Source organism: Sanguibacter sp. Z41_6 (assembly GCF_059621145.1).
Genome location: NZ_JCAQIF010000003.1, coordinates 413022 through 435622, shown reverse-complemented (window position 1 = coordinate 435622; position 22601 = coordinate 413022). Strand labels below are relative to the sequence as shown.

The window sequence follows — 22601 nt, the reverse complement described above, 5'->3', positions numbered from 1 at the left end:
AGTGGCTCTCGTGCCACGCGACCTCATCATCGACCTGCACGCCCACTCGAACGCCTCGGACGGGACGGACGCGCCCGCCGCGGTCGTCGAGCGCGCGGTGGAGGCAGGCATCGACGTCATCGCCCTGACGGACCACGACACGACGTCCGGGTGGGGCGAGGCCGCGGACGCGGCCCGCCGCACCGGTGCCACGCTCGTCCGGGGGGCGGAGATCTCCGCCAAGCACGCCGGCGTGAGCGTCCACGTCCTCAGCTATCTCCACGACCCGGAGCACGAGGCGCTGCGCGCGCAGAACGAGCTGGTCCGCACCGCGCGGACCGAGCGGGCCCGGACGATGGTCGAGCGCCTGGGACACGACTACGCCCTCACCTGGCAGGACGTCCTCGACCACACGGAGGAGGGGACGACCATCGGCCGACCGCACATCGCCGACGCACTCGTCACCGCGGGCTACGTCCCGGACCGCTCGGCAGCGTTCTCGACGATCCTCGCGACGGACACCCCGTACTACGTCCCGCACTACGCGCCCGACGCGCTGGATGCGATCCGCGCGGTGCGATCAGCAGGTGGTGTCGCGGTGTTCGCCCACCCGGGCGCCGACGTGCGCGGCCGCATCGTGTCCGACGCGGCGATCGAGGAGATGGCGGCGGCCGGGCTCATGGGGCTCGAGGTGCAGCACCGGGACAACAGCCCCGAGCAGCGCCGCCGCCTGACCGACCTCGCGCGAGCGCTCGGGCTGTTCGTCACGGGCTCGAGCGACTATCACGGTGACGGCAAGCCCAACCGGCTCGGTGAGAACACGACGAGCCCCGCGGTCCTCGAGCAGATCGAGGCCGCGGGGCTCATGGACGTGGTCCGGCCCGCCTGACGCGGCGCGCTCCCACCCGACCACCGTGGGCGGCGCGCCGCGGACAGAGGTCAGGCGGTGGCGGGCGCCTCGCCGGGTGTCGAGCTCCCGCTCTCCTGTCCGCCGGACCGGGTCCGGCGCCGGTTACGGTTCCGGCGGGGACGGGTGCTCTCGCCGTCACCCGATCCTTGTGCCCCGGTGGACGACGGTCCCGTCGTGGCGCTCGCAGGTGCCACGGCGTCCGCAGCTGTGCTCTGCGCTGCCGGCGAGCTGTCGTCGCGGACGCGGGTCCGAGGACGCCGCTCGCCCTCGCGCGGCGCCGTGTCGCGGGCGCCCTTGTCGCGGGGTGCCGCGCTCCGGGAAGCGCCCTCGCGGCGACCGCCGCCCGCCGAGCCAGCGCCTGCTGGAGCCGCACGGCCCGAGCCTCGCTTGCCCGTCTCGCCGAGGTCCTCGAGGGTCTCGGCGGCCAGGCCTGCCCGTGTCTGCGCCGACCGCGGGAGCCGGCCCTTCGTCCCCTCGGGGATGTCGAGGTCGGAGTAGAGGTGCGGGGACGTCGAGTACGTCTCCACCGGCTCCGGGATGCCCAGGTCCAGCGCCTTGTTGATGAGCGACCAACGCGGCATGTCGTCCCAGTCGACGAAGGTCACCGCGGTGCCCTTGTGTCCCGCGCGGCCCGTGCGGCCGGTGCGGTGCAGGTACGTCTTCTCGTCCTCGGGGCACTGGTAGTTGACGACGTGGGTGACCTCGTCGACGTCGATGCCGCGTGCTGCGACGTCCGTGGCGACGAGCACGTCGACCTTGCCGTTCCGGAACGCGCGCAACGCCTGCTCGCGCGCACCCTGGCCGAGGTCGCCGTGGATCGCTCCCGCAGCGAAGCCACGTTCCGTCAGGTCGTCAGCGACCTTGGCGGCCGTGCGCTTGGTGCGGGCGAACACGATCGACAGACCACGCCCGTTGGACTGCAGGAGTCGCGCGAGCACCTCGACCTTGTCGAGCGCGTGCGCGCGGTACACGACCTGCTTGATGTTCTTCACGGTCTGGCCGCCGTCGTCGGGGTCGTTCGCCCGGATGTGCGTCGGCTGCTTCATGTACTTGCGCGCCATCGTCACGACGGCGCCCGGCATGGTCGCCGAGAAGAGCATCGTGTGCCGGACCGCGGGCGTCCGCGACAGCAGGCGTTCGACGTCGGGCAGGAACCCGAGGTCGAGCATCTCGTCCGCCTCGTCGAGCACGACGCACTGCGCACGGGTGAGGTCGAGGTGCCCCTGCTTGAGCAGGTCGATCATGCGCCCCGGGGTCCCGACGACGACCTCGACCCCCTTCTCGAGGGCAGAGACCTGCGGCTCGTACGCGCGCCCGCCGTACAGCTGGACGATCCGGACCGACCGACGCGTGGACGCTGCCTCGAGGTCCTTGGCGACCTGCACCGCGAGCTCGCGGGTGGGGACGATGACCAGGGCCTGGGGCTTGCCGGGCGCGGGGAGCTCGTCGTAGCCCTCTTCACCGGGTGCCACCACCCGGTGCAGCAGCGGGACGCCGAAGCCGAGCGTCTTGCCCGTCCCGGTCTTCGCCTGGCCGATGATGTCGTGTCCCGACATGGCCACGGGCAGGGTCATCGCCTGGATCGGGAACGGGGTGACGATGCCCGCGTCCGCGAGCGACTGGACGATCTCCGGCCGTACGGCGAAGTCGCTGAAGGTGGGGTTGGCAGCCTGGACGCTGCTCGAAGTGGTGGTCACGTCGCCTCAAGTGTCTCTTGGTGGGCGCTGCACGTCGTCGGCCGGAGCTTCCGCGAGGACTCGCGGCGCTGAGACGTCAGGACGGGCGTGCGCGCCTGTGGCCGGCAGCCGATCGCAGGTATGCGCGCCGGGGCGGACCGCTCTCGCGGGCTTCGCTCCGACCCAAGGGTCGAGACGACCGGGCAACCGATGTACGTCCATAGCGTATCGGACGCACGTCTCCACCGGGGTCGGTACGTACTCTTGTCCGATGAGCGACGTGAGGTCCACCGCAAGCCACCCCCCAGCGAGCGAGACGCAACCCCACGACCGTGGCCGGCCGGGTGGCGCCACGACGGAGCTCGCCGACACCCTCGACCTCCTCGGTCTCATCGCCTACACCGAGCTCGCGTCGTTCACGAGGCTCGCCTCGGACGCCGCCAGCGCGCCGACCGTCGACCAGCAGCTGCGCCTCGTCAGGCTGGCCGGGGCCGCCCTCCAGCGGCAGGAGCGCATCCTTGCGCACATCGCCGACCTCGGCGAAGAGCCCGACCCGCACATGCTGACCTTCTTCGGCACGTTCGACGACTACGACGCGCGCACCGAGCCCGGCACCTGGTGGGAGGGCGTCCTCAAGGGGTATGTCGGGAGTGGCGTGGCTGACGACTTCTGCCGCATCGCGGCGCAGGGGCTCGAGCCCCGCACGCGAGCAGTCGTCATGGAGGTGCTCGACGAGAACCGCACGGCCGAGCTGTCGGTGGAGATCCTCGGTGACGCGGCGCGGGGTGACGCCGTGCTGGCATCGCGCCTGGCCCTGTGGGGGCGGCGTCTCGTCGGCGAGGCCCTCGGCCTCGTCGGGCACCTGCTGAGCGAACGGCCGAGCCTGGGCAGGCTCGTCGTCAGCGGTGCGGCGCAGATGGCTGGCGACGTCGTCGCCGACCAGTCGTGGTTGTTCGCCCAGCTCACCGCGGAGCACACCCGTCGCATGGGCCGGCTGGGGCTGGCGGCCTAGGGCCTCGCCGCCCGGCCGTCCACCGCGCGGGGGACGGCCAGGCGGGGCCGGAGCGAGGGGCGTGCCCGAGGGCGACGCCAGGCCTCCCGGGCGGGCCGCCTCAGATGGAGGCGAACCCGACGCGGCGCTGGGCCTCGCTGCCGATCTCCACGTACCCGATCGTCGCGGACGGCACGAGCACGCGCCGCCCACGGGTGTCCGTGAGCTCGAGGACCGCTCCGCCGGTGAGTGCGTCCGTGACCGCCTTGGTGACCTCGTCGGCCGTCGCGTCGGTCTCGACGACGAGCTCGCGTGCCTGGTTCTGAACGCCGATCGTGATGTCCACGGGTCCCACTTTCCGTTGCTCCGAGGGCTGGTGACCAGCCGTACGCTCTGATCCTAGGCGGACGTATCGGCGTCGGGGGCGCCGTCACGCCGGAGCATCCCGTGTATTCCGCGCCAAGCGAACTGCGCGATGAGGTCGGTCGTCTCCTCGGTCGGGGTGGAGGACGTCAGATCGGTCTGCGGCAGCTGCTTGAGCAGCGCCTCTGCCGCCGCGACGCGGGCGACCGCGGTCGACGTCCGCGCGACGACGAGCGCCTGTGCCGGAGTGAGGTCGGTGATCTGCGCGAGCACCCGGGCGATGACCTCGGCGTTACGCCGGTTCGGTCCCTCGACCCGGTCCCGGACGGTGGCGTCGCGGGTCACGTCGGACTCGAACAGCAGCGACGCCGCGACCCCGGACCCCTCCGCGAACTCCACGTACGCGCGCACCACCGCGTGGACGACGTCGTACCCACCGGGTGCGGTGTCCGGTGCGTCGATCGCCTCCTCGACGGGGACGAGCGCAGACGACACGGCATCGACGAGAGCGCTCCCACGGTTGTCGATGACGGCGAGGTAGAGGTCGAGCTTCGAGGGGAAGTGTCGGTAGAGGATGGGCTTCGACACCTCGGCGCGCTCAGCGATGTCATCCATGGAGATGTGATGGAACCCGTGCTCGGCGAAGAGCTCCTGTGCGATCGCGAGGAGCTGCGCGACGCGCTCGCTCTTGGGCATGCGAGGCCTCGTGCGGCGCTCCGCGGGGGCAGGTGGGTTGCTCTGCACCTGTCCAGCGTAGGGCTACTCGCCCGGATTCTGGCACCATGGGTGGGTGACCCCGCAAACCTCTGCCCGCCGACCGGTGGTGCGTGACACCGACGTGCGTCGGCCCGGACGCCGGATGCGCGCTCTCCCGGCCCTGGCGCTCGCCGTCGTGGGCCTGCTGGGTGGGGTCGCCACCGGAGCGGCCTCGGGCGACGGCGTGAGGTCGGTGCTCGGCGGCCCGGCGCTCTCGGGCGCCCGCTCCGACGGGACCGCGCCGACGGCGGGCACGGACGCGCACTCGACCGACCGTGCGCCGGCCAGCCGTGGCGGAGCCCGCGACCCGCTGCCCACCGGGACAGGGGTCCCGGACGGGGAGGCGGTCTCTGATGCGCCCGCCGTGCTGCCGGACGCCCAGGCTCCCGCGGTCGACGTCGCTCCCGTCGAGCCGCCGGTGCTCGTCGAGCCGCCGGCGCCCGTCCTGCCCGCTGGTGTCACGGAGTCCGACTTCGCCGCGGGCATGCTCTCCACCGACGTCCCTGAGTTCGCGGGAGGTACCTTCCACGTGGTGCCGGGGGAGGTACCCGCTCCGGGCGGAGGTGAGGTCAAGACCGTCCGCGTCGAGGTGGAGCACGGGCTCCCGGTCGACGGTGAGAAGGTCGCTGCCCTTGTCATGGCGACGCTCAACGATCCGCGGAGCTGGGGTGGGGACGGCTCGCAGACGTTCGCCCGGACCGCGGGAGAGGCGTCGTTCACCGTGACCCTCGCCAGCCCGGACACGACGGACGCGCTCTGCGCCCCGATGGACACCGTGGGCATCTGGTCGTGCGGTCAGTACCGCAACGCGGTGCTCAACTACATGCGTTGGGCCGGCGGCTCCGGCGTCTACGGCGAGGACCGGGTGGCCTACCGGCAGTACCTCGTCAACCACGAGGTCGGGCACGTGCTCGGCAACCGCCACAAGCAGTGCGGCGGACCTGGCGCCCTTGCCGACGTCATGGTCCAGCAGAGCGGCGAGGCGATCTCCTGCGTCCCGAACGGGTGGCCACGGCCGTAGCGGCCGACCGCTCCGCCGGTCCTGTGACATACGTCCCGTCCCGGCGGTCCTGGTCCTCGCTGTCGGTGGCTCGTGGTCCCATCGTCCCGTGAAGCTCCTCGCCCCTGAACCCGTCACGCTGACGACCGGCATGACCGGCACCGCCGGTGATGCTGGGCGCAGGCTGCTCGACGCGTCGCAGCAGCGCGCCCTCCGGGGGGCGCTCGAGGAGCGGGTCTCGATCGTCCTCGGTGCGCCGGGCACCGGGAAGTCCGTGGTCGCCCAGGAGATCGTCGTGGCAGCGGTCGACAGAGGCCTGCGGCCCGAGGACGTCCTCGTGCTGGCGGCGACCCGCCGGGGAGCCGGTGACCTCCGGGACGCGCTCGCGGGTCGGCTGGCAGCAGCCACCCGAGGTGCTGTGGTCCGCACCGCCGCGTCGGCCGCGTTCTCCGTGCTCGCGCGCAGCGCGTCGGTGGCCGGCGAGCCACCACCGACGCTCATCACGGGTCCGGAGCAGGACCTCGTGCTGGCCGAGCTCCTCGCGGGGCACGCTCGCTCCGAGGGCGTCGACGTGGGGTGGCCCGGGACGATCCCGGAGGAGACGCTGGGCCTCCGGGGTTTTCGCCAGGAGCTGCGCGACCTTCTCATGCGTGCCGCCGAGAGGGGGCTCGGACCCGAGGACCTGTCTGAGCTGGGCAGGCAGCATGCACGTCCCGAGTGGGTCGCCGCGGGGCGGATGTACGACGAGTACCTGTCAGTCATGGCGCTGCGTGAGCTCACCCCGGACGCCGGGGCGCGGTTCGACCCGGCCGTGGTCGTCGACGAGGCGGCGCGCGTCCTCGAGCGGTGGCACGGCGAGCACAAGCCGTCCTGGCAGCTCGTCGTCGTCGACGACTACCAGGAAGCCACGGCGGCGACGGCGCGGCTGCTCCATCTCCTGGCCGCCGACGGGGCACGCCTCGTGCTGCTCGCCGACCCGGACTCCTCGGTCCAGGCGTTCCGCGGGGCCAGCCCGTCCCTCGTGGGCCGTGCTGCAGCGGGACGGCCGCCCGCGGCGGGCTCCGCGCCGGGATCGAGCGGCAGCGTCGGGGAGCTCGGCGCCGAGGTGTTCGTCCTGACGACGGCATGGCGCAACGGACCGGCCGTGCGGGAGGCGACGCGTGCCGTGACGCAGGAGATCGGCTCGGTCGGTGCGGTCGAGCACCGCCGTGCGGGTGCCGGCTCCGCGACGACGGACTCGGTCGAGACAGCGGTCCTCGCGTCGTCGGCGCTCGAGGAGGCGCACGTGGCGCGGGTGCTGCGCGGCGAGCACATCCTGGCAGGCACGCCATGGTCCCGGATGGCCGTGGTCGCCCGGTCCGGGACCATGCTCGTGCGCCTGCGTCGGGCACTGACGTCCAGCGGGGTGCCTGTGGCCATCCTCGGGAGCGACGTGCCGCTGCGTGACGAGCCAGCCGTGCGCCCGCTCCTGGCGGCGGTGCGCGCGGTCCTCGCGGACGAGCTCGAGATCGACAGCGTCGTCGAGCTGCTGACCTCGCCGCTCGGCGGGATCGACGCCGTGGCGCTTCGGCGCCTGCGCCGGCATCTGCGCTCTGAGGAGCTTGATGCTGGAGGAGGCCGGTCGTCCGACGCGCTGCTCGTCGAGATGCTCGGCGACCCCGCGCGCGTCGCCTCCCTGCCGTCCGACGTCGCCCGCGCCCCGCTCCGGGTCGCACGCATGCTCGTCGCCGGGCGGGCAGCCGTCGGGGAGCCAGGAGCCACGGCCCAGACTGTCCTGTGGGCGTTGTGGGCCGCGGCCGACCTCGCCGAGACCTGGCGGGCCATCGCCGTCAACGGCGGCCCGGGAGCGGCGCGAGCAGACCGCGACCTCGACGCCGTCATGGCGCTCTTCCGCGCAGCGGAGCAGTTCGTCGACCGGGTGCCGCACGCGACACCGCGGGCATTCGTCGATCACCTCGAGGCCCAGGATCTGCCGGCGGACAACCTCGCGGCACGTGCAGCGACGACCGAGACCGTCCAGCTGCTCACCCCTGCCGGTGCTGCCGGGGGCGAGTGGGACGTCGTCGTCGTCGCCGGGGTGCAGGACGGGACGTGGCCCGACCTGCGCCTGCGCGACTCCCTGCTCGGTTCGCAGGCGCTCGTCGAGGTGCTCAGTGGGCGGGCCGACGGCACCGCGGACGCGAACGTCGTCGCACGCGAGGCGCGCCGCGCCGTGCTCGCCGACGAGCTCCGGGCGTTCGCGGTGGCGGTCTCCCGGGCGCGTCGACGGCTCGTGGTGACAGCGACGAGCGATGCGGACTCTGCGCCGTCGGTGTTCCTCGACCTCCTCGTGCCCTCGCCCGACCGTGCAGCCGGAGATGCCGGGGAGCCGGGGACGGGCGACGCCAGAGCCGCGGCTGCTCGTCCGTCGACTCCGGTGACGGACGCGGGGTCGGCTCCTCTCGACCTCCGCGGCATCGTTGCGACCCTGCGGACGGAGCTCGCGGCGGAGCTGGCCGAGCCCGGGGTGACCGAGGTCGGGGCCGGGCCGGACGGAAGGGCGGTGACCGGGGGGCCCGTCGCACCGGTTCGCGTCGGGGAGCCCGGGCCGCGAGCGGAATCCTTGGCCGCGCTCCTTGCGCGCCTCGCGACCGCGGGGATACCGGACGCCGACCCCCGGAGCTGGTACGGGTCGGGAGATGTCTCCTCGACCGCGCCGCTGCGGCGCGACGACGAGCTCGTCGTCGTCTCACCGTCCAAGGTCGAGCAGGTGCACCGGTGCTCCTTGCGGTGGGCCCTGGAGAGCGCCGGTGCCACCGCCGCCGACGCGGTCTCGCAGTCCGTCGGGACCCTCATCCACGACATCGCCCGAGAGCTTCCCTCCGCGGGGCACGCCGAGCTCGCGGCGCGGCTCGATGCACGCTGGTCCGAGCTGGGTCTCGCCGACGGGTGGCCATCCGTGCAGCAGCGGCGCCGCGCCGACGCGATGATCCGGCGGCTCGCCGAGTACTACACGAGCGTGCCGGGGGAGGTCCTCGTCGAGGAGACCTTCGAGCTCGCCGTGGGGCGTGCCGTGCTGCGCGGCTCCGTCGACCGACTCGAGACGGTCGACGGCGGAGTTCGGGTCACGGACCTCAAGACCGGCCGTTCGGTGCCGAGCGCGGCGGAGACCACGACGAATGCGCAGCTCGGCTCGTACCAGCTCGCCGTGGACGGTGGTGCCTTCGCGGCGCTCCCGGAGGGGACCAGGAGCGTGGGCGCCCAGCTCGTCTTCGTCAGCGACGGGGCGACCGGCACGCGCCGGGCCCAGCCCGCGCTCGCGGAGGACCGCACCGACTGGGCGCGGGCCCTCGTGCAGGACGCGGCCGAGACGATGGCGGGCGCCCGGTTCGCCGCGGTCGAGAACCCCCTCTGCGCGATGTGCGGCGTCCGCCGCGCATGCCCGCTCCAACCCGAGGGCAGGGTGCTCGCCCACCTCACCGCGACGACGGACCAGCCCGGGGCCGCGGCGGGTGCGGCGGCGGGCCGCACGCCCGGTGCGGGGGTCGACGAGCGGATGGACCACACGAGGACCCAGGACGAGGAGCAGCGCCCATGAGCACGCACCCCACGGCGGGTGCGCGGTTGAGCGCCGCGCGGATCGCAACGCTCCTCGGCCAGCACCTCCCGACCCAGGAGCAGGCAGCCGTCATCGAGGCACCGCTGAGCCCGATGCTCGTCGTTGCCGGCGCGGGGTCGGGCAAGACGGAGACCATGGCGGCACGTGTCGTGTGGCTCATCGCCAACGAGCTCGTCGAGCCGCACGAGGTGCTCGGACTGACGTTCACGCGCAAAGCGGCGGGGGAGCTGTCCGAGCGCGTCACCGTGCGCCTGCGGCAGCTGCGCAGGGCGCTGCCCGGCTCGACGGCGCACGTCCTGGACGCGCTCGACCGCCCGACGATCTCGACGTACAACGCCTACGCAGCCTCGCTCGTCGCCGATCACGGGTTGCGCGTCGGACGCGAGCCCGGCGCACGCCTGCTCTCCGAGGCGAGCCTCTGGCAGCTCGCCAGCCAGGTCGTGGAGCGCTGGCACGGCGACCTCGGGACAGACGCCGCCGTCTCGACCGTCGTCTCCGCGGTGCTCGACCTGTCGAACGCCCTCAGCGAGCACCTCCTGAGCGTGAGCGATGCCCGCGAGGGGATCTCCAGGCTCCTGGCGGACATCACGAGCACCCCGTTCGGAGGCAGACGTCACAGCTACCACGCAGACGTGGCAAAGCTCGCGGCGTCGCTCGCCGAGCGCCACCGTCTCCTCGACGTCGTCGAAGCCTTCCAGGAGCGCAAGCGGGCGATGGAGGCCGTGGACTTCGGTGACCAGGTGGCTCTCGCGGCCCAGCTCGCCGAGGAGGTGCCCGCCGTCGGGAGCAGCGAGCGAGGCAGGTACCGCGTGGTGCTCCTCGACGAGTACCAGGACACCTCGTACGCGCAGATCCGGCTCCTGTCAGCACTGTTCGGCGAGGGGCACCCTGTCACGGCCGTGGGTGACCCCAACCAGTCGATCTACGGCTGGCGCGGGGCGAGCGCCGCGGGACCGGCGAGGTTTCCCGAGCAGTTCAGGACAGCGACCGGCCAACGCGCGCCCGTCCACCACCTGAGCACGTCGTGGCGCAACGACCTGGCGATCCTCGACGTCGCGAACGCTACCGCCGCGCCCTTGCGTGCAGCAGCCGGCACGAGCTCGTTGCCGACCCTCGGCGCACGTCCCGCCGCCGGCCTCGGGTCCGTGCACGCCGTCTATGCAGCGACGACGGAGGAGGAAGCGGCGGCCGTCGCCGAGTTCATCGCCAAGAGATGGGCACCAGGAGAGGCCACCGCTGCCGTGCTGTGCCGGGCGAGGAGCCAGTTCCCGGCCATCGAGGCAGCGCTGCGGGTCCGCGGCCTGCCCGTCGAGGTCGTGGGGCTGGGTGGGCTCCTCGACACCCCTGAGGTCGTGGACCTCGTCGCGCTCCTCCAGGTCGTCCACGACCCGTCGCGGGGGGACTCGCTCGCTCGGCTGCTCACGGGCCCACGGACGAACCTCGGTGCGGCCGACCTCCACGCCCTCGGAGCCCGCGCCAAGGAGCTCCGGCGGCGGCGTCCCACCGCGGCAGGCGCCGAGGGCGACCCAGCGGACGAACGCTCGATCGTCGACGCGCTCGACGACCTCCCCCCGGCATCCTGGAGCGGTCCGGACGGCCGCAGCTTCACAGCCGCCGGCTGGGCACGGCTCAGGAGCCTCGCCCAGACCCTCCGTGAGCTGCGGTCCCTCACGTACCTGTCGCTGCCGGAGCTCGTGGACCGGGCGGAGCGCGCGCTCGGGCTGGACATCGAGCTCGCGTTCGGCGCCGCCAGGCTGCACGCCGGGCAGCCACGGCCGGGTGCTGATCCTCGCGGACGTGCGCACCTCGACGCGTTCCGTGAGGTTGCTGCAGCGTTCGCAGACAGCTCGGACCTCACCACCCTCGGCGCGTTCCTCGCGTGGCTCACCTCCGCCCAGAAGCGTGAGCGCGGGCTCGAACGGCCGGGCAGCACGCCCGACCCCGACGCGGTGCAGCTCATCACCGTCCACGCGTCGAAAGGTCTGGAGTGGGACGTCGTGGCCGTGCCCGGGCTGGTCGACGGCGCATTCCCGTCGACCAGGTGCGCCGGAGACACCGTGGCCCGCTCCACCGGGTGGCTCACGTCCCTCGGAGCGCTCCCCTTCCCCCTCCGAGGTGATGCCGGCGACCTGCCGGAGCTTGCGCTCGCGGGCTCGGACGACTCCGCGGAGCTCAACCAGCGGCTCAAGGACTTCACCGCGCGGTGCGGTGCCCACGAGGTGCTCGAGGAGCGCCGGCTCGCCTACGTCGCGTTCACCCGAGCGCGCTCGGACCTCCTGCTCACGGGAGCATGGTGGCGGACGGCCGTGAAACCGACGACTCCGTCGATCTTCCTCACCGAGCTCCAGGACGCCGGTCTGCTGGCCGAGTCCACCGTGGCGGACCCGCCCGAGGAGGGCGCGGCGAACCCCCGGGACGCAGAGCCCAGGACGGCGACGTGGCCGCCTGACGACAGCGGCTCGGGAGAGGGAGGAGCCCCCAGGCACGGGACCGGGGACACCGCCGCCCCGAGCCGGGAGGCCGGCGACCTGACCGGGCACCCGTCTCCGCTCGAGCTCGTCCGTCGCTCACGGGATCTCGTGCTCGACGCGCTGGAGCGTGCTGCAGACACGACGCTGCCGCAGGGCACTGAGCCGTCCCGCACTGCGGCGTCCCGCACTGAGCCGTCCCGCACTGCGGCGTCTCGCACTGAGTCGTCCAGCACTGAGCCGTCCCGCACCGAGCCGTCCCACACTGCGTCGCCTCCCCGACCCCTCCTGCTCGCGCAGGACGGCACGGACCTCGTCGCGCTCACGGAGATTCTTCTCGCGGAGCGTCATGCGAGCCGGTCCCGCGCGGAGTCGGTGCCGTTCCCGGCGCACGTCTCAGCCTCGGGACTCGTCGAGATCGCTCGCGACCGTGACGCGTACGCGCTGTCTCTGCGCCGCCCGGTGCCGCGCCAGCCCTCCGTGCACTCTCGTCGGGGGACCGCGTTCCACCTGTGGGTCGAGCAGTACTACGGGTCCACCGCGCTGTTCGACGTGGACGACCTCCCTGGCGCCGACGACGACAGGATCGACCCTGACCTCGAGCTCGTGCAGCTGCGACGCACCTTCGAGGGGTCCGCGTGGGCGCGGCTCGTCCCGCTGGAGGTCGAGGTGGCCATCGATACCGTCATCGCAGGTGTGGTCACCCGGACTCGCATCGATGCCGTCTTCCGCGACCCGCAACGCCCGCCCGGCACCGCGACGAGCCCGGGTGGCGGCGTCGTCGTCGTGGACTGGAAGACCGGACGCGAACCCCGCGACGCCGATGCCCGCCGGGCACGGGAGGTCCAGCTCGCTGTGTACCGGCTCGCCTGGTCGCAGTGGTCCGGTCTTCCGCTCGAGGACGTCGCCGCCGCCTTCTACTACGTGGCAGACGACACGACCGTCAGGCCCGCGTCCCTCGCCAGCAGGTCCGACCTCGAGAGGCTCGTCCGCGGCGAGGTGGAGCTCCCCGGAACATGACGGTCGGTCAGGGTCGGGCGCCGGTCTCGGGCGCCCTCGCGCCGCTCGCACCCCGACCCGCGCGCCCGCCGGCGTCCCGGAGGACGGCGTAGTTCGTCGTCTCGACGTTCGCGTAGGGCCGGGGGGCCGACTTCTCGTAGTCGGGGATCCGGGCGGGGCGCTGAATGGGATTCCCGGACCGCTCCGACTCGGCAGCCTCGACATCGAGGTCGTGCAGCATGCCCACGGCGTCGGCGACGACGTCGTCCAAACCGTTGCGGACGCCGTGCAGGAGCCAGCGGGCGAGGGCGAGCTCGCTGGCGAGGAGCGCGCGCTCGACGATCCGCGGATCGATGAGCTCGGTCCGGCGCAGCTGGTAGGCCTCCATGAGCGAGTCCACCGCCTCGTGAGGAGCGGACGCGAGCAACCACGCGAGGTCGTCCGCCGGGTCCGCGACCTGCACCTCGAAGAAGTCGGTGACCGCACTGACCTGCCCGGCCTGGACGAGGACGTTGTCCGAGCTGAGAGCGCTGTGCGTCACGACCGCGCGGAACCGCCACAGCGACACGTCCTCGAGCATCCGTTCCCATCGACGCAGCAGCGTCGCCGGGACCTTCCCGGTGCGGGCCGCCTCGTCCACCTCGGACAACCGCCGTCCCCGGTACTCCTCCGCCGTGTAGACCGGGTGGCCGGACGACTCGACGAGCGACACCGGCAGCTCGTGCAGCGCAGCGATCGCGCGCCCGACGCTCGCCGCCAGACCAGGTCCGGGCGTCAGACGCGAGACGTCGAGCGGATGACCGGGAAGGTCGGGGTGGACGATCGCTCGTCCTCCCTCGGGCAGCGAGACGAACCCCGCAGCCCGCGGCACGAGGAACGGCAACGCACCCGAGTCGACGTGAGCCACCAGGCCCGACAGGAATGCCGCCTCCGCCTCGAGCGCAGCGCCCGCAGCGGTGGAGTGCGGCGCGCGCACCATCCACCGCCGGCGCTCCGCGTCGATGGCCACGGCGCAGTCGAAACCGTGCGGAGCGGTCACCGGTACGACGTGGTGGACGTCGAGTCCCGGGACGGCGAGGGTCGACATGGCGGCGAGGGCGAGGGGAGAGCGTTGCACACAGCCACGGTAGTCGGCTCGGCGCGAGGATGCCTGAGCCCGGGCCCCTGGCGCCCGCACGGTCATGGCGGCTGCGACGAACGTCACGACGCACCTACGGTGTGAACATGGCACTCGTCGACTGGACATCCCTGCCGCTCTCCCGCTCAGCGACCTCCCGGTACGCGGAGAGGCGGACAGAGCCCGACCTCGTCGCGTCCGTGCTGGACGAGGAGGGCACCGAGGTGGTCCTCGTCCATCGGGGCCGCCTCGCTGTCGAGACGGACGGTCGGTCGCTCGCGCGCGTCCCCGCCGCGCGCCTGCGCGAGGCGCTCGGTCCCAGCAGCTCGTCCGACGGAGCCGAGCGGCGCGGTGACTGGCTGTACCTCGGCGCGGACGAGGACCGGGCGACGAGAGGCCCCGAGACCGTCGGTCGAGCCGACGGGGCGCCAGAGCGCCAGGCTGCCGGGCTGCGCTCCTACCTGGCGTTCGTGCTGCCTGACGAGGCGGGGTCCGACGAGGTGGACATCTCGGGCGTGGCCGCCCTGGACCCGTGCGACGAGCTCGTCGAGGAGCACCGGTGGGCGTCCCTGCGTGACGTGGGCGAGACTCTGCCCGCACTCGATGCAGGCCTTGCCACCGCGACCGTCGCACTGGCCGCCTGGCACGCGTCGCACCCTCGGTGCCCGCGGTGCGGGGAGCCGACCGAGGCCGTGCAGGGCGGATGGGTCCGTCGGTGCACCAACGACGGCACCGAGCACTATCCGCGGACGGACGCGGCGGTGATCATGGCGGTCGTCGACGCCGGGGACCGCCTCCTCCTCGGGCGCTCTGCGCGGTGGCCCGTGGGCCGCTACTCGACGCTCGCGGGGTACGTCGAGCCCGGCGAGCCCGTCGAGGCTGCGGTACGGCGCGAGGTGATGGAGGAGGTCGGTGTCGTCATCTCGGCCGTCGAGTACCGAGGGAGCCAGCCGTGGCCGTTCCCCGCGTCCCTCATGCTCGCGTTCGTCGCGCACGCGTCGTCCACCGACGTCACCGTCGACGGTGAGGAGATCGCGGACGCCCGGTGGTTCACCCGCGAGGAGCTCGAGGAGGCCGTGGCGACCGGGGGCGTGCTCCTGCCGAGCCGCACCTCGATCGCCCGGGCCCTCATCGAGGAGTGGTACGGCGAGCCCCTCCCCGGGGCGTGGAACGGGCACGGCGGCTGACCGGGAACGTCCGGTCAGCCGCCGTGCACCGAAAGGTGGGCGGTGTCAGGCCGCGAGGCGGGCCTTGACGTCCGCGAGGGAGGGGTTGGTCGCCGACGACCCGTCGGGGAAGACCACCGTGGGGACCGTCTGGTTCCCACCGTTGACCTCCTGGACGAACTCGGCGGTGCCGGGAACCTCCTCGATGTTGATCTCCGTGTAGCCGATCCCGGCAGAGTCGAGCTGCGTCTTGAGCCTGCGGCAGTAGCCGCACCAGGACGTGCTGTACATGACGATCGACCCGGGGTCCGGGATCGTCGGGGAGACCGCTGCCTGCTCACTCATCGCGTGGTTCCTTCACTCGGGGGTGCTCCTGCCGGCCCTGTGAGGACCGTCGCACCAGTATGTCCCAGCCGTGCGGGCGGGCACCTCGGGCTGGGATGATGGGGGTGATGTCACACGCCTCTGCTCCTGCCGGTCACCCCGCCTCCTCCGTCCCGCGCCCTCTCTCGGCGGACGCGATCCTCGACGCTCTCGACCCGGACCAGCGTGCGGTCGCCGAGACGCTCACCGGACCCGTCTGCGTCCTCGCGGGCGCCGGGACGGGCAAGACCCGCGCCATCACGCACCGCATCGCGTACGGCGTCCGCACGGGCGTCTACACGCCGACGACCGTCCTCGCAGTGACGTTCACGGCACGGGCAGCGGGGGAGATGCGGACCCGCTTGCGCGACCTATCCGTGGTGGGTGTGCAGGCCCGGACGTTCCACGCGGCCGCCCTGCGCCAGCTGAGCTTCTTCTGGCCGCAGGTCGTCGGTGGACCACCCCCGCGCATCCTCGAGCACAAGGCCCCGGCCGTCGGGGAGGCGGCGCGTCGCCTCGGACTGTCCGTCGACCGGGTGGCGGTCCGGGACCTGTCGTCGGAGGTCGAGTGGGCGAAGGTTTCGCTCGTCACGGCGGAGGACTACGAGCGCGCGTGCACCGCGATCGCCCGCCCCGCTCCCGCGGGCTTCGACCACCGGACCGTCGCCCGGCTCATCGCGGGCTACGAGGAGGTGAAGACGGAGCGCTCCGTCATCGACTTCGAAGACGTCCTGCTCATGCTCGGTGACATGCTCGCCTCCCAGCAGTCGGTGGCCGAGCAGGTCCGGCGCCAGTACCGGCACTTCGTCGTCGACGAGTACCAGGACGTGTCGCCCCTCCAGCAGTTCGTCCTCGACCAGTGGCTCGGCGGCCGGGAGGAGCTCTGCGTCGTCGGTGACCCGAGCCAGACCATCTACTCGTTCACGGGTGCGACGCCGCACCACCTCCTGACGTTCACCAAGGCTCATCCCACCGCGCGCGTCGTGCGTCTGGTGCGCGACTACCGCTCGACGCCGCAGGTGGTTCGACTCGCGAACGACCTGCTGTCCGTACGTGGGCGCCCGCGGGCGGGGACGCACCCTGCGCTCGAGCTCATCGCTCAGCGGCCGTCAGGACCGCCGGTGGCGTTCACGACCTACGACGACGACGAGGCGGAGGCGTCCGGCGTCGCGGCCAAGGTGGGCCGGCTCGTCGCCGGCGGGACTCCTGCCAGCGAGATTGCGGTGCTCTACCGCACGAACGCGCAGTCGGAGGTGTTCGAGCAGGCCCTCGCGGACGCGGGGATCGGCTACCTCGTGCGTGGCGGAGAGCGCTTCTTCCAGCGCAAGGAGGTCCGTGACGCGATCGTCCTCCTGCGTGGTGCTGCGCGTTCGGCCGAGCCCGACGTCCCCGTCACCGAGACGGTGCGCGACGTCCTGTCGTCGGCGGGCTGGTCCGCCGAGCCGCCCGCTGCCCGGGGTGCGGCGCGGGAACGCTGGGGCTCCCTGCAGGCTCTCGTCGCACTCACCGACGACCTTGCGGCGACCCGTGAGGTGACGCTCGCGGACGTGGTCGCTGAGCTCCAGGAGCGCTCGGCGGCGCAGCACGCGCCGACGGTGGAAGGCGTCACGCTCGCGTCCCTCCATGCCGCCAAGGGGCTGGAGTGGGACGCGGTCTTCCTCGTCGGTGCGAGCGAGGGGCTCATGCCGATCTCGCTCGCGGAGACGGACGAGGCCGTCGCCGAGGAACGGCGGCTGCTCTACGTCGGTGTCACCCGGGCACGGGTGCACCTCGAGCTGTCGTTCGCGCGGGCACGCAACCCCGGAGGGCGTGCGTCGCGACGTCGCTCCCGTTTCCTTGACGGACTGTGGCCGGGCGAGGCACCGGCCGGGCAGGCGCGACGGCGGGAGCGCGCCGCGACCGGGCAGAGCGCGGTGGCGCTCACCGGCACCTACGATCCCGCGCTGCTCGAGGCGCTCAGCCGGTGGCGGTCCCAGCAGGCGAAGGCCATCGACCGTCCCGCGTTCGTCGTGCTGTCCAACGCCGTGCTCGAGGCGATCGCGGAGCTGCGGCCCCGTTCGGTGCCCGAGCTCGTGCGCATCAACGGCGTCGGACCGAGCAAGGTGGACGCCTACGGGGAAGCGGTCCTCGCTGTCGTCGCCGAGCACCTGAAGAACGCCGACGATAAATAGGTTGCACGCGGCGCAGGGGCGGGAATAGTGTTCACGAGTCCCTGGAGGAGAGCGGCCCGCCGAGAGGCGGGGGCTCGCGATGAGAGGAGGTGGGTGCAGCGATGAAGAACGAGATGGTGACCACGCAGGTCACATGGTCCGGCAACGAGAGCGCCCTTGCGCGCCATCGGGCCCGTACCGCCCGTATCGCCACCCACGACTCCGCTCCAGGCCGTCGTCCCCTGTAGCACCGGGACGATCACAGCCCAGGCCGCGGAGTCCATCAGGGATCCGCGGCCTTCGTCCTCTCCACGCCCCTCCGCTCACGGCGGGCGAGGCGGACGCCGCCGCGTATCCCTCACGCTCCATCGACGAGACGTACCAGGGATACCAGGAGGACACCGTGCGGCGCACACTGCTGCTCGAGACGACACGACCGACACAGGACACGACCTGTCCGCCGTCGACCGTCGGGGGCGACGCCCTGACGGACGCGGTGCGGCGCGCACGCGAGGACCGGGAGTTCGACGACGTCGTCGCCGGCCTGGCGCCGTGCCGCTGGAACGACCCTGAGCTGTGGTTCGCCGAGCAGAGCGACAGGGTGGAGGAGGCCAAGGCGCTGTGCCGCGGCTGCCCGCTCGTCAGCAGCTGCCTCGCCGGCGCGATCGAACGCGCGGAGCCCTGGGGGGTGTGGGGCGGCGAGGTGTTCGTCGACGGCGTCGTGGTCGCTCGCAAGCGCGGCCGCGGCCGTCCTCGCAAGGACGCGGCGGCCTAGGCGGCACCGCACCCGCACCCCGGGTGCGGTGCCCACGACCGTACCCGGGGCAGGACGTCCGGCAGGGACAGCTCGACGGTCTCGCCGCACGTCGCGGGACGGTGCCCGTCGATGTGTGCGAGCACCTGCGCGGCGGCCAGCGCGCCCGCGACCCCGGAGACGCAGGTCTCCTGCGCGGCGGGCAGGTCGCGTGCTGCGGCCCGCAGCTGCGACGCCAGTGCCGACCAGCTGGCGTCGTGCTCCGCGCGGTGCAGGTCGAGGCAGTGCAGGCACGGCGAGTCGCCCGGGATGACGAAGGGCCCCACGACGACGTCGCCCTCCCGGACGACGACTGCCAGGTGCGCGACCTCTTCGGCCACGAGCCGTGCCGTGGCGATGGGGTCGGCCACCTCGTCGAACACGAGGACCACGACGTCGGGGGCGTCACGCTCGCTGCCGATGCGCGTGCTTCGAGAGCTCTCGGCGAGAACCTCTGCTGCGGCGCGTCGGCGCGCTCGTCCGACGTGCGGCTCTCGCAGACCACCGACACCGACGTCGGCGGTGCGGACGGGGCGGGAGTCGTCGAGCAGCAGCGTCCCGACGCCGGCGGACGCCAGCGAACCGGCGATCACCATCCCGATCCGACCCAGCCCGACGATGCCGACCGTGCCTGCGGCACGGCGGTCCAGCGCCAGCGAACCACCCGCCCCCTGAGTCACGTGGTCGATCGCAGCGAGGTCGTCCGTGCGTGCGGACGGCACGCACGGTGGTGCCGTGTCCGGGACGAGCAGCCCCGAGCGGGCGAGGGGTTCGAGCTCCTCGGGAAGCTCCGCGGCGGCCTGTCCGGCCGCGGGACGACGGGGGCGGCTCGGTCGCGACGCAGCCGACGCGCGCAGTGCCGTGGCTGCGTCGGGGGAGACCTGCGGCAGCAGCATGGCCCACCGGGGGTCGGCGCCGACCTGCAGGCCGTCGGCCCCGCGGTCGAGGATCCGGAGGCCTGCTCTGAGCTTCATGCGGACGAGCGTGGCACGTCGGTGCAGCTCCACGGTGTTGTCCACAGGCTGGTCCGAGCAACGATGTTCGGCGGGGCATCTACCCCAGCAGGCGGGCAGGCACTACGGTCGTGCCGTGCCCACCGCCGCCGATGGACCCCCGAGCACCCGCATCGAGGTGCGCCGGAGCCGTCGTCGCACGAGCACGGTGAGCGCGTACCGCGACGGAGACGTGACGATCGTGTCCATCCCCGCCAGGTTCTCCCGGGCCCAGGAACGCGAGTGGGTCCAACGGATGCTCGGCCGGCTCGCTGACAAGGAGCGCCGCCGACGCCCCTCGGACGAAGGGCTGGCGACGCGGGCCACGGAGCTCTCGGACAAGTACCTGGGAGGGCGCGCCGTCCCGTCCTCCGTGCGCTGGTCCGGTCGGCAGGGCCGGCGCTGGGGCTCGTGCAGCCTGCCGGAACGCTCCATCCGGATCTCCACCCGGGTGCGTGGTATGCCCGAGTGGGTCCTCGACTACGTCCTGCTGCACGAGCTCGCGCACATCCTCCACTCCGGGCACGGCCCGGAGTTCTGGGAGCTCCTCGTCACCTACCCGCGGACCGAGCGTGCGCGGGGCTTCCTCGAGGGTGTGTCCTTCGCGGAGGACCGCGGAGCGCACCTCGAGGAGGACCCCGAGGTGCCCTCGGCCTGACGCGGTCCGCCGGTCCGCCGGCGCCCGCTCAGGAGCGGTCGGGGGCGTCCGGTGTGCCCTCGTCGGTGGCGCCGGCATCCTGGGCCTCGTCATCCGACCTGAGGATCTCCGCGAGTGCCCGGTCGAGGTCCGTGTCCTCGGCTGACGGCGCAGCCCGCCGCGCGAGGAACCCGGCGGGATCGTCGAGGTCGGCACCGGTCGGGAGGAGGTCGGGGTGGTCCCACACGCCGTCTCGACCGGTGGCGCCGAGCTCCTGCTCGACCTTCGCCCAGAACGTCGCAGCGTCGCGCGAGCGCCGGGGGCGCAGCTCGAGCCCGACGAGGGACGCGAACGTCTGCTCGGCAGGGCCGCCCGCCGCCCGGCGTCGCCGGATCATCTCGCGCAGCCCCGCCGCGTGGGGCAGGTGGGGGAGTGCGGCGCGGGCGACGACCTCGTCGACCCAGCCCTCCACGAGCGCGAGCACGGTCTCCAGGCGCAGGAGCGTGGCCCGCTGCTCCTCGGTGGACTCGATGCCGAAGACGCCACCCGACAACGCCCCGCGCAGTGCTTCTGCGTCGGTCGGGTCGATCTCGCGGAGCGAGCCCTCGAGAGCGTCCATGTCGATCGTGATGCCCCGGGCATAGGCGCTGACGAGCCCCAGGAGGTGCGAGCGCAGCCACGTCACGTGCGTGAAGAGCCGCGCGTGGGCGGCCTCCCGCAGGGCGAGGAACAGCCGGACCTCCTCGGCGGGGGCGTCGAGCCCTTCGGCGAACACGGCGATGTTCGCGGGCACCAGCACGGTGGCAGCCCCGGACAGGAGGGGGACGCCGATGTCGGTCGCGCCGAACACCTCCCGGGAGAGGGTGCCCGCCGCCGCCCCCACCTGCATGCCGAAGACGGCGGCGCCGAGCTGGCGCACCATCTGGGTGGGATCGAGACCGGCGCCGGGGCCGAAGAGACCCGGTGGGAGGCCGCCGGGGAGACCGGTCGCCTCGCCGAGGTCGGGCAGCTGGTCCCGGAGCACCGACGACAGGGCGTCGGCGACGGATGCGGCCACAGGCTCCGCGAGGGAGTTCCACGCGGGCAGCGTGTGCTCGACCCACTCCGAGCGGCTCCAGGCGTAGGTCGGCCCACCAGCCGGCGGAAAGTCCGTCGCCGCATCGAGCCAGAGCTCGGCGACGGACAGGGCGCCCGTCACGGCGCGAGTCTCCGGCTGGCCGACGGACGGGTCACCGCCCGCGACCGCGGCCTGCCGGGCGACGTCGTGCGCCACGTCGCTGTTCACCGGCGCGCCGCCGGAGGCCGCGAGGAGCCGCTGCACCTGCGCGAGGACCTGCTCCAGCATCTTCGGGTCGTTGACCATCCCGGAGGCGGCGGCGAGCGCCTGGGGGTCGAGCCCGCTCGCGCGCATCTGTCGCATCGCCTCCTCGTTGTCCCCGTTGAACAGGGAGCGCAGGAGGTCCTCCCAGGGGGAGGGGTCGGGGTCGGGCGTTCCGGAGGTGTCGGACGAGTCGCTACTCATGTGGTCTCCTGGGACGATGTCTGCGGGGCGAGCAACAGGTCCGTCCACGGTAACCACAAAACGCTGCCCAGGAGGCCGGTCTGCCATGACGAGGAGACCGGTTCGCTCTGGGCGCACCCGGCCGGACATCGTCGTGCTCGACGGCGGGCCGGTGGGGCGAGGCCTGCGGGCGGCGCTCGGCGCTCGCAGCCCTGACCAGGGGACCGAGGGCCCCGACCGGTTCGCCGGAGCCCGCGCCGTCGTCGTCGTCGGGCACCAGGGGGACTTCACGCGCACGAGCACCCGACATGCTGCGGAGCGTCGCGGCGACCTCGTCGCCGAGACGACCCGCGACGTGCTCGACGCGATCGTCGCCGGCGTCGAGCACCTCGTCGCCGTGAGCTCGGCCGTCGTCAACGGTGCGAGCCCGGGTCGCGGTGTCATCGAGGACGACGAGGGAGCCGCGCTCGTCACCGACGACGGTCTCGTGGGTGACCTCCAGGCCTTCGAGGAGACGGTCGTCCAGGTCGGCCTGTCGCTCGGGAGCGGGGCCAGGGTGACGATGCTGCGACCCGCGGCCGTCGTGGGTCCCGAGGTCGACACCCTCATCACGCGCCACTTCGAGGCGCCCCGGATCCTCACCATCCGTGGCGCGGTCCGGGACTGGCAGTTCGTGCACCTCGACGACCTGGCGAGCGCGGTCGAGGTGGTCGTCGACAGCGAGCTCGTGGGTCGGCTCACGGTCGGCGCACTGCGTGACGGGCTGCCGGACGTGCTCGCGCCCGCTGAGGTGGCCCGCATCGCCGGTATGCGCGCGATCGACCTGCCGGCGCGCTCCGCGTTCGGGACGGCCGAGCGGTTGCACCGCGTCGGAGTGCTCCCCTCGCCGGCGAGCGAGATGGCGTTCGCGGTCTATCCCTGGACCGTGGGTGCCGCGACCCTCCGGGACGCGGGCTGGACGTCGACGTACTCGAGCGAGGAGTGCCTGCGCGTGCTCCTCGATCAGGTGCGTGGACGTTCCGGGGTCGCCGGACGCAGGGTGGGGGGCCGGGACGCGGCGGCGCTCGGTGCCGCTGGTGCGGCGGTGGCCCTGCTCGGGACAGCAGCCCTGTGGCGACAGGCGCGCGGACGCGGGTGACCGC

The 22601-nt window shown here is 73.2% G+C and carries 17 protein-coding genes; 10 read left to right on the top strand and 7 right to left on the bottom strand.

Translation table 11 applies throughout. The annotated features are described in order from the left end of the window. The first annotated feature begins 10 nt into the window (after positions 1–10). On the top strand, positions 11–868 hold the full coding sequence (locus AC54T1_RS09635) for a PHP domain-containing protein (protein WP_496911801.1): 858 nt from the start codon (positions 11–13) through the stop codon (positions 866–868). A 50-nt stretch (positions 869–918) separates the two neighbouring features. Here the strand turns inward: AC54T1_RS09635 and AC54T1_RS09630 are convergent, their stop codons facing one another. Then, positions 919–2586 (bottom strand): DEAD/DEAH box helicase, encoded by a 1668-nt coding sequence (locus tag AC54T1_RS09630; protein ID WP_496911800.1) that lies wholly within the window; start codon positions 2584–2586, stop codon positions 919–921. A 250-nt stretch (positions 2587–2836) separates the two neighbouring features. Here AC54T1_RS09630 and AC54T1_RS09625 point away from each other — a divergent pair, with 250 nt between their 5' ends. Next, entirely contained in the window at positions 2837–3577 is a 741-nt protein-coding gene (locus AC54T1_RS09625) for a ferritin-like fold-containing protein (protein ID WP_496911799.1), read from the top strand. Positions 3578–3677: 100 nt separating this feature from the next. On the opposite strand, the gene AC54T1_RS09620 is transcribed toward AC54T1_RS09625, so the two are convergent. Together AC54T1_RS09620 and AC54T1_RS09615 are read right to left on the bottom strand one after the other, a co-directional pair. Continuing rightward, complete coding sequence (locus AC54T1_RS09620; RefSeq protein WP_484345009.1) at positions 3678–3902, bottom strand: DUF3107 domain-containing protein; 225 nt, start codon at positions 3900–3902, stop codon at positions 3678–3680. A 53-nt stretch (positions 3903–3955) separates the two neighbouring features. Continuing rightward, complete coding sequence (locus tag AC54T1_RS09615; RefSeq protein WP_484345010.1) at positions 3956–4615, bottom strand: TetR/AcrR family transcriptional regulator; 660 nt, start codon at positions 4613–4615, stop codon at positions 3956–3958. Positions 4616–4709: 94 nt separating this feature from the next. Here AC54T1_RS09615 and AC54T1_RS09610 point away from each other — a divergent pair, with 94 nt between their 5' ends. The 3 genes from AC54T1_RS09610 (at position 4710) to AC54T1_RS09600 (ending at position 12761) form a co-directional block, all read left to right on the top strand. Then, a complete protein-coding gene (locus AC54T1_RS09610; protein WP_484345011.1) occupies positions 4710–5696 on the top strand; it encodes a DUF3152 domain-containing protein in 987 nt (328 codons plus the stop codon). A gap of 88 nt (positions 5697–5784) precedes the next feature. After that, the gene (locus tag AC54T1_RS09605; RefSeq protein ID WP_496911798.1) at positions 5785–9252 is read left to right on the top strand and encodes an ATP-dependent helicase; all 3468 of its coding nucleotides are present in this window, start codon (positions 5785–5787) and stop codon (positions 9250–9252) included. Then, positions 9249–12761 (top strand): ATP-dependent DNA helicase, encoded by a 3513-nt coding sequence (locus tag AC54T1_RS09600; RefSeq protein WP_496911797.1) that lies wholly within the window; start codon positions 9249–9251, stop codon positions 12759–12761. The genes AC54T1_RS09605 and AC54T1_RS09600 overlap by 4 nt, the downstream gene beginning before the upstream one ends. A 7-nt stretch (positions 12762–12768) precedes the next feature. Here AC54T1_RS09600 and AC54T1_RS09595 read toward each other — a convergent pair whose 3' ends face one another. Further along, positions 12769–13857 (bottom strand): phosphotransferase, encoded by a 1089-nt coding sequence (locus AC54T1_RS09595; protein ID WP_496911796.1) that lies wholly within the window; start codon positions 13855–13857, stop codon positions 12769–12771. A gap of 107 nt (positions 13858–13964) precedes the next feature. Between AC54T1_RS09595 and nudC the strand changes: the two genes are divergently transcribed. Next, positions 13965–15044, top strand: a complete 1080-nt coding sequence (nudC, locus tag AC54T1_RS09590) for an NAD(+) diphosphatase (RefSeq protein WP_496911795.1) — start codon at positions 13965–13967, stop codon at positions 15042–15044. A 45-nt stretch (positions 15045–15089) separates the two neighbouring features. Here nudC and AC54T1_RS09585 read toward each other — a convergent pair whose 3' ends face one another. Beyond that, positions 15090–15368 (bottom strand): mycoredoxin, encoded by a 279-nt coding sequence (locus tag AC54T1_RS09585; RefSeq protein ID WP_484345016.1) that lies wholly within the window; start codon positions 15366–15368, stop codon positions 15090–15092. 107 nt (positions 15369–15475) lie between these two features. On the opposite strand from AC54T1_RS09585, the gene AC54T1_RS09580 reads away from it, so the two are divergent. Beyond that, the gene (locus tag AC54T1_RS09580) at positions 15476–17557 is read left to right on the top strand and encodes an ATP-dependent helicase (protein ID WP_496911794.1); all 2082 of its coding nucleotides are present in this window, start codon (positions 15476–15478) and stop codon (positions 17555–17557) included. Positions 17558–17939: 382 nt separating this feature from the next. After that, positions 17940–18311 carry a WhiB family transcriptional regulator gene (locus AC54T1_RS09575; protein WP_496911793.1) on the top strand — a complete coding sequence of 124 codons (372 nt, stop codon included), beginning with the start codon at positions 17940–17942 and terminating at the stop codon, positions 18309–18311. Here the strand turns inward: AC54T1_RS09575 and AC54T1_RS09570 are convergent. Beyond that, entirely contained in the window at positions 18308–19303 is a 996-nt protein-coding gene (locus tag AC54T1_RS09570) for a ThiF family adenylyltransferase (protein ID WP_496911792.1), read from the bottom strand. The two genes, AC54T1_RS09575 and AC54T1_RS09570, sit on opposite strands and share 4 nt — an antisense overlap. 115 nt (positions 19304–19418) lie before the next feature. Here AC54T1_RS09570 and AC54T1_RS09565 point away from each other — a divergent pair, with 115 nt between their 5' ends. Next, positions 19419–19979, top strand: coding sequence for a M48 metallopeptidase family protein (locus AC54T1_RS09565; RefSeq protein WP_496911791.1), 561 nt, complete (start codon positions 19419–19421; stop codon positions 19977–19979). Positions 19980–20007: 28 nt separating this feature from the next. Here AC54T1_RS09565 and AC54T1_RS09560 read toward each other — a convergent pair whose 3' ends face one another. Continuing rightward, positions 20008–21480 carry a zinc-dependent metalloprotease gene (locus AC54T1_RS09560; RefSeq protein ID WP_496911790.1) on the bottom strand — a complete coding sequence of 491 codons (1473 nt, stop codon included), beginning with the start codon at positions 21478–21480 and terminating at the stop codon, positions 20008–20010. Positions 21481–21565: 85 nt separating this feature from the next. Between AC54T1_RS09560 and AC54T1_RS09555 the strand changes: the two genes are divergently transcribed. Further along, the gene (locus AC54T1_RS09555; protein WP_496911789.1) at positions 21566–22597 is read left to right on the top strand and encodes a Rossmann-fold NAD(P)-binding domain-containing protein; all 1032 of its coding nucleotides are present in this window, start codon (positions 21566–21568) and stop codon (positions 22595–22597) included. Positions 22598–22601 lie beyond the last annotated feature (4 nt).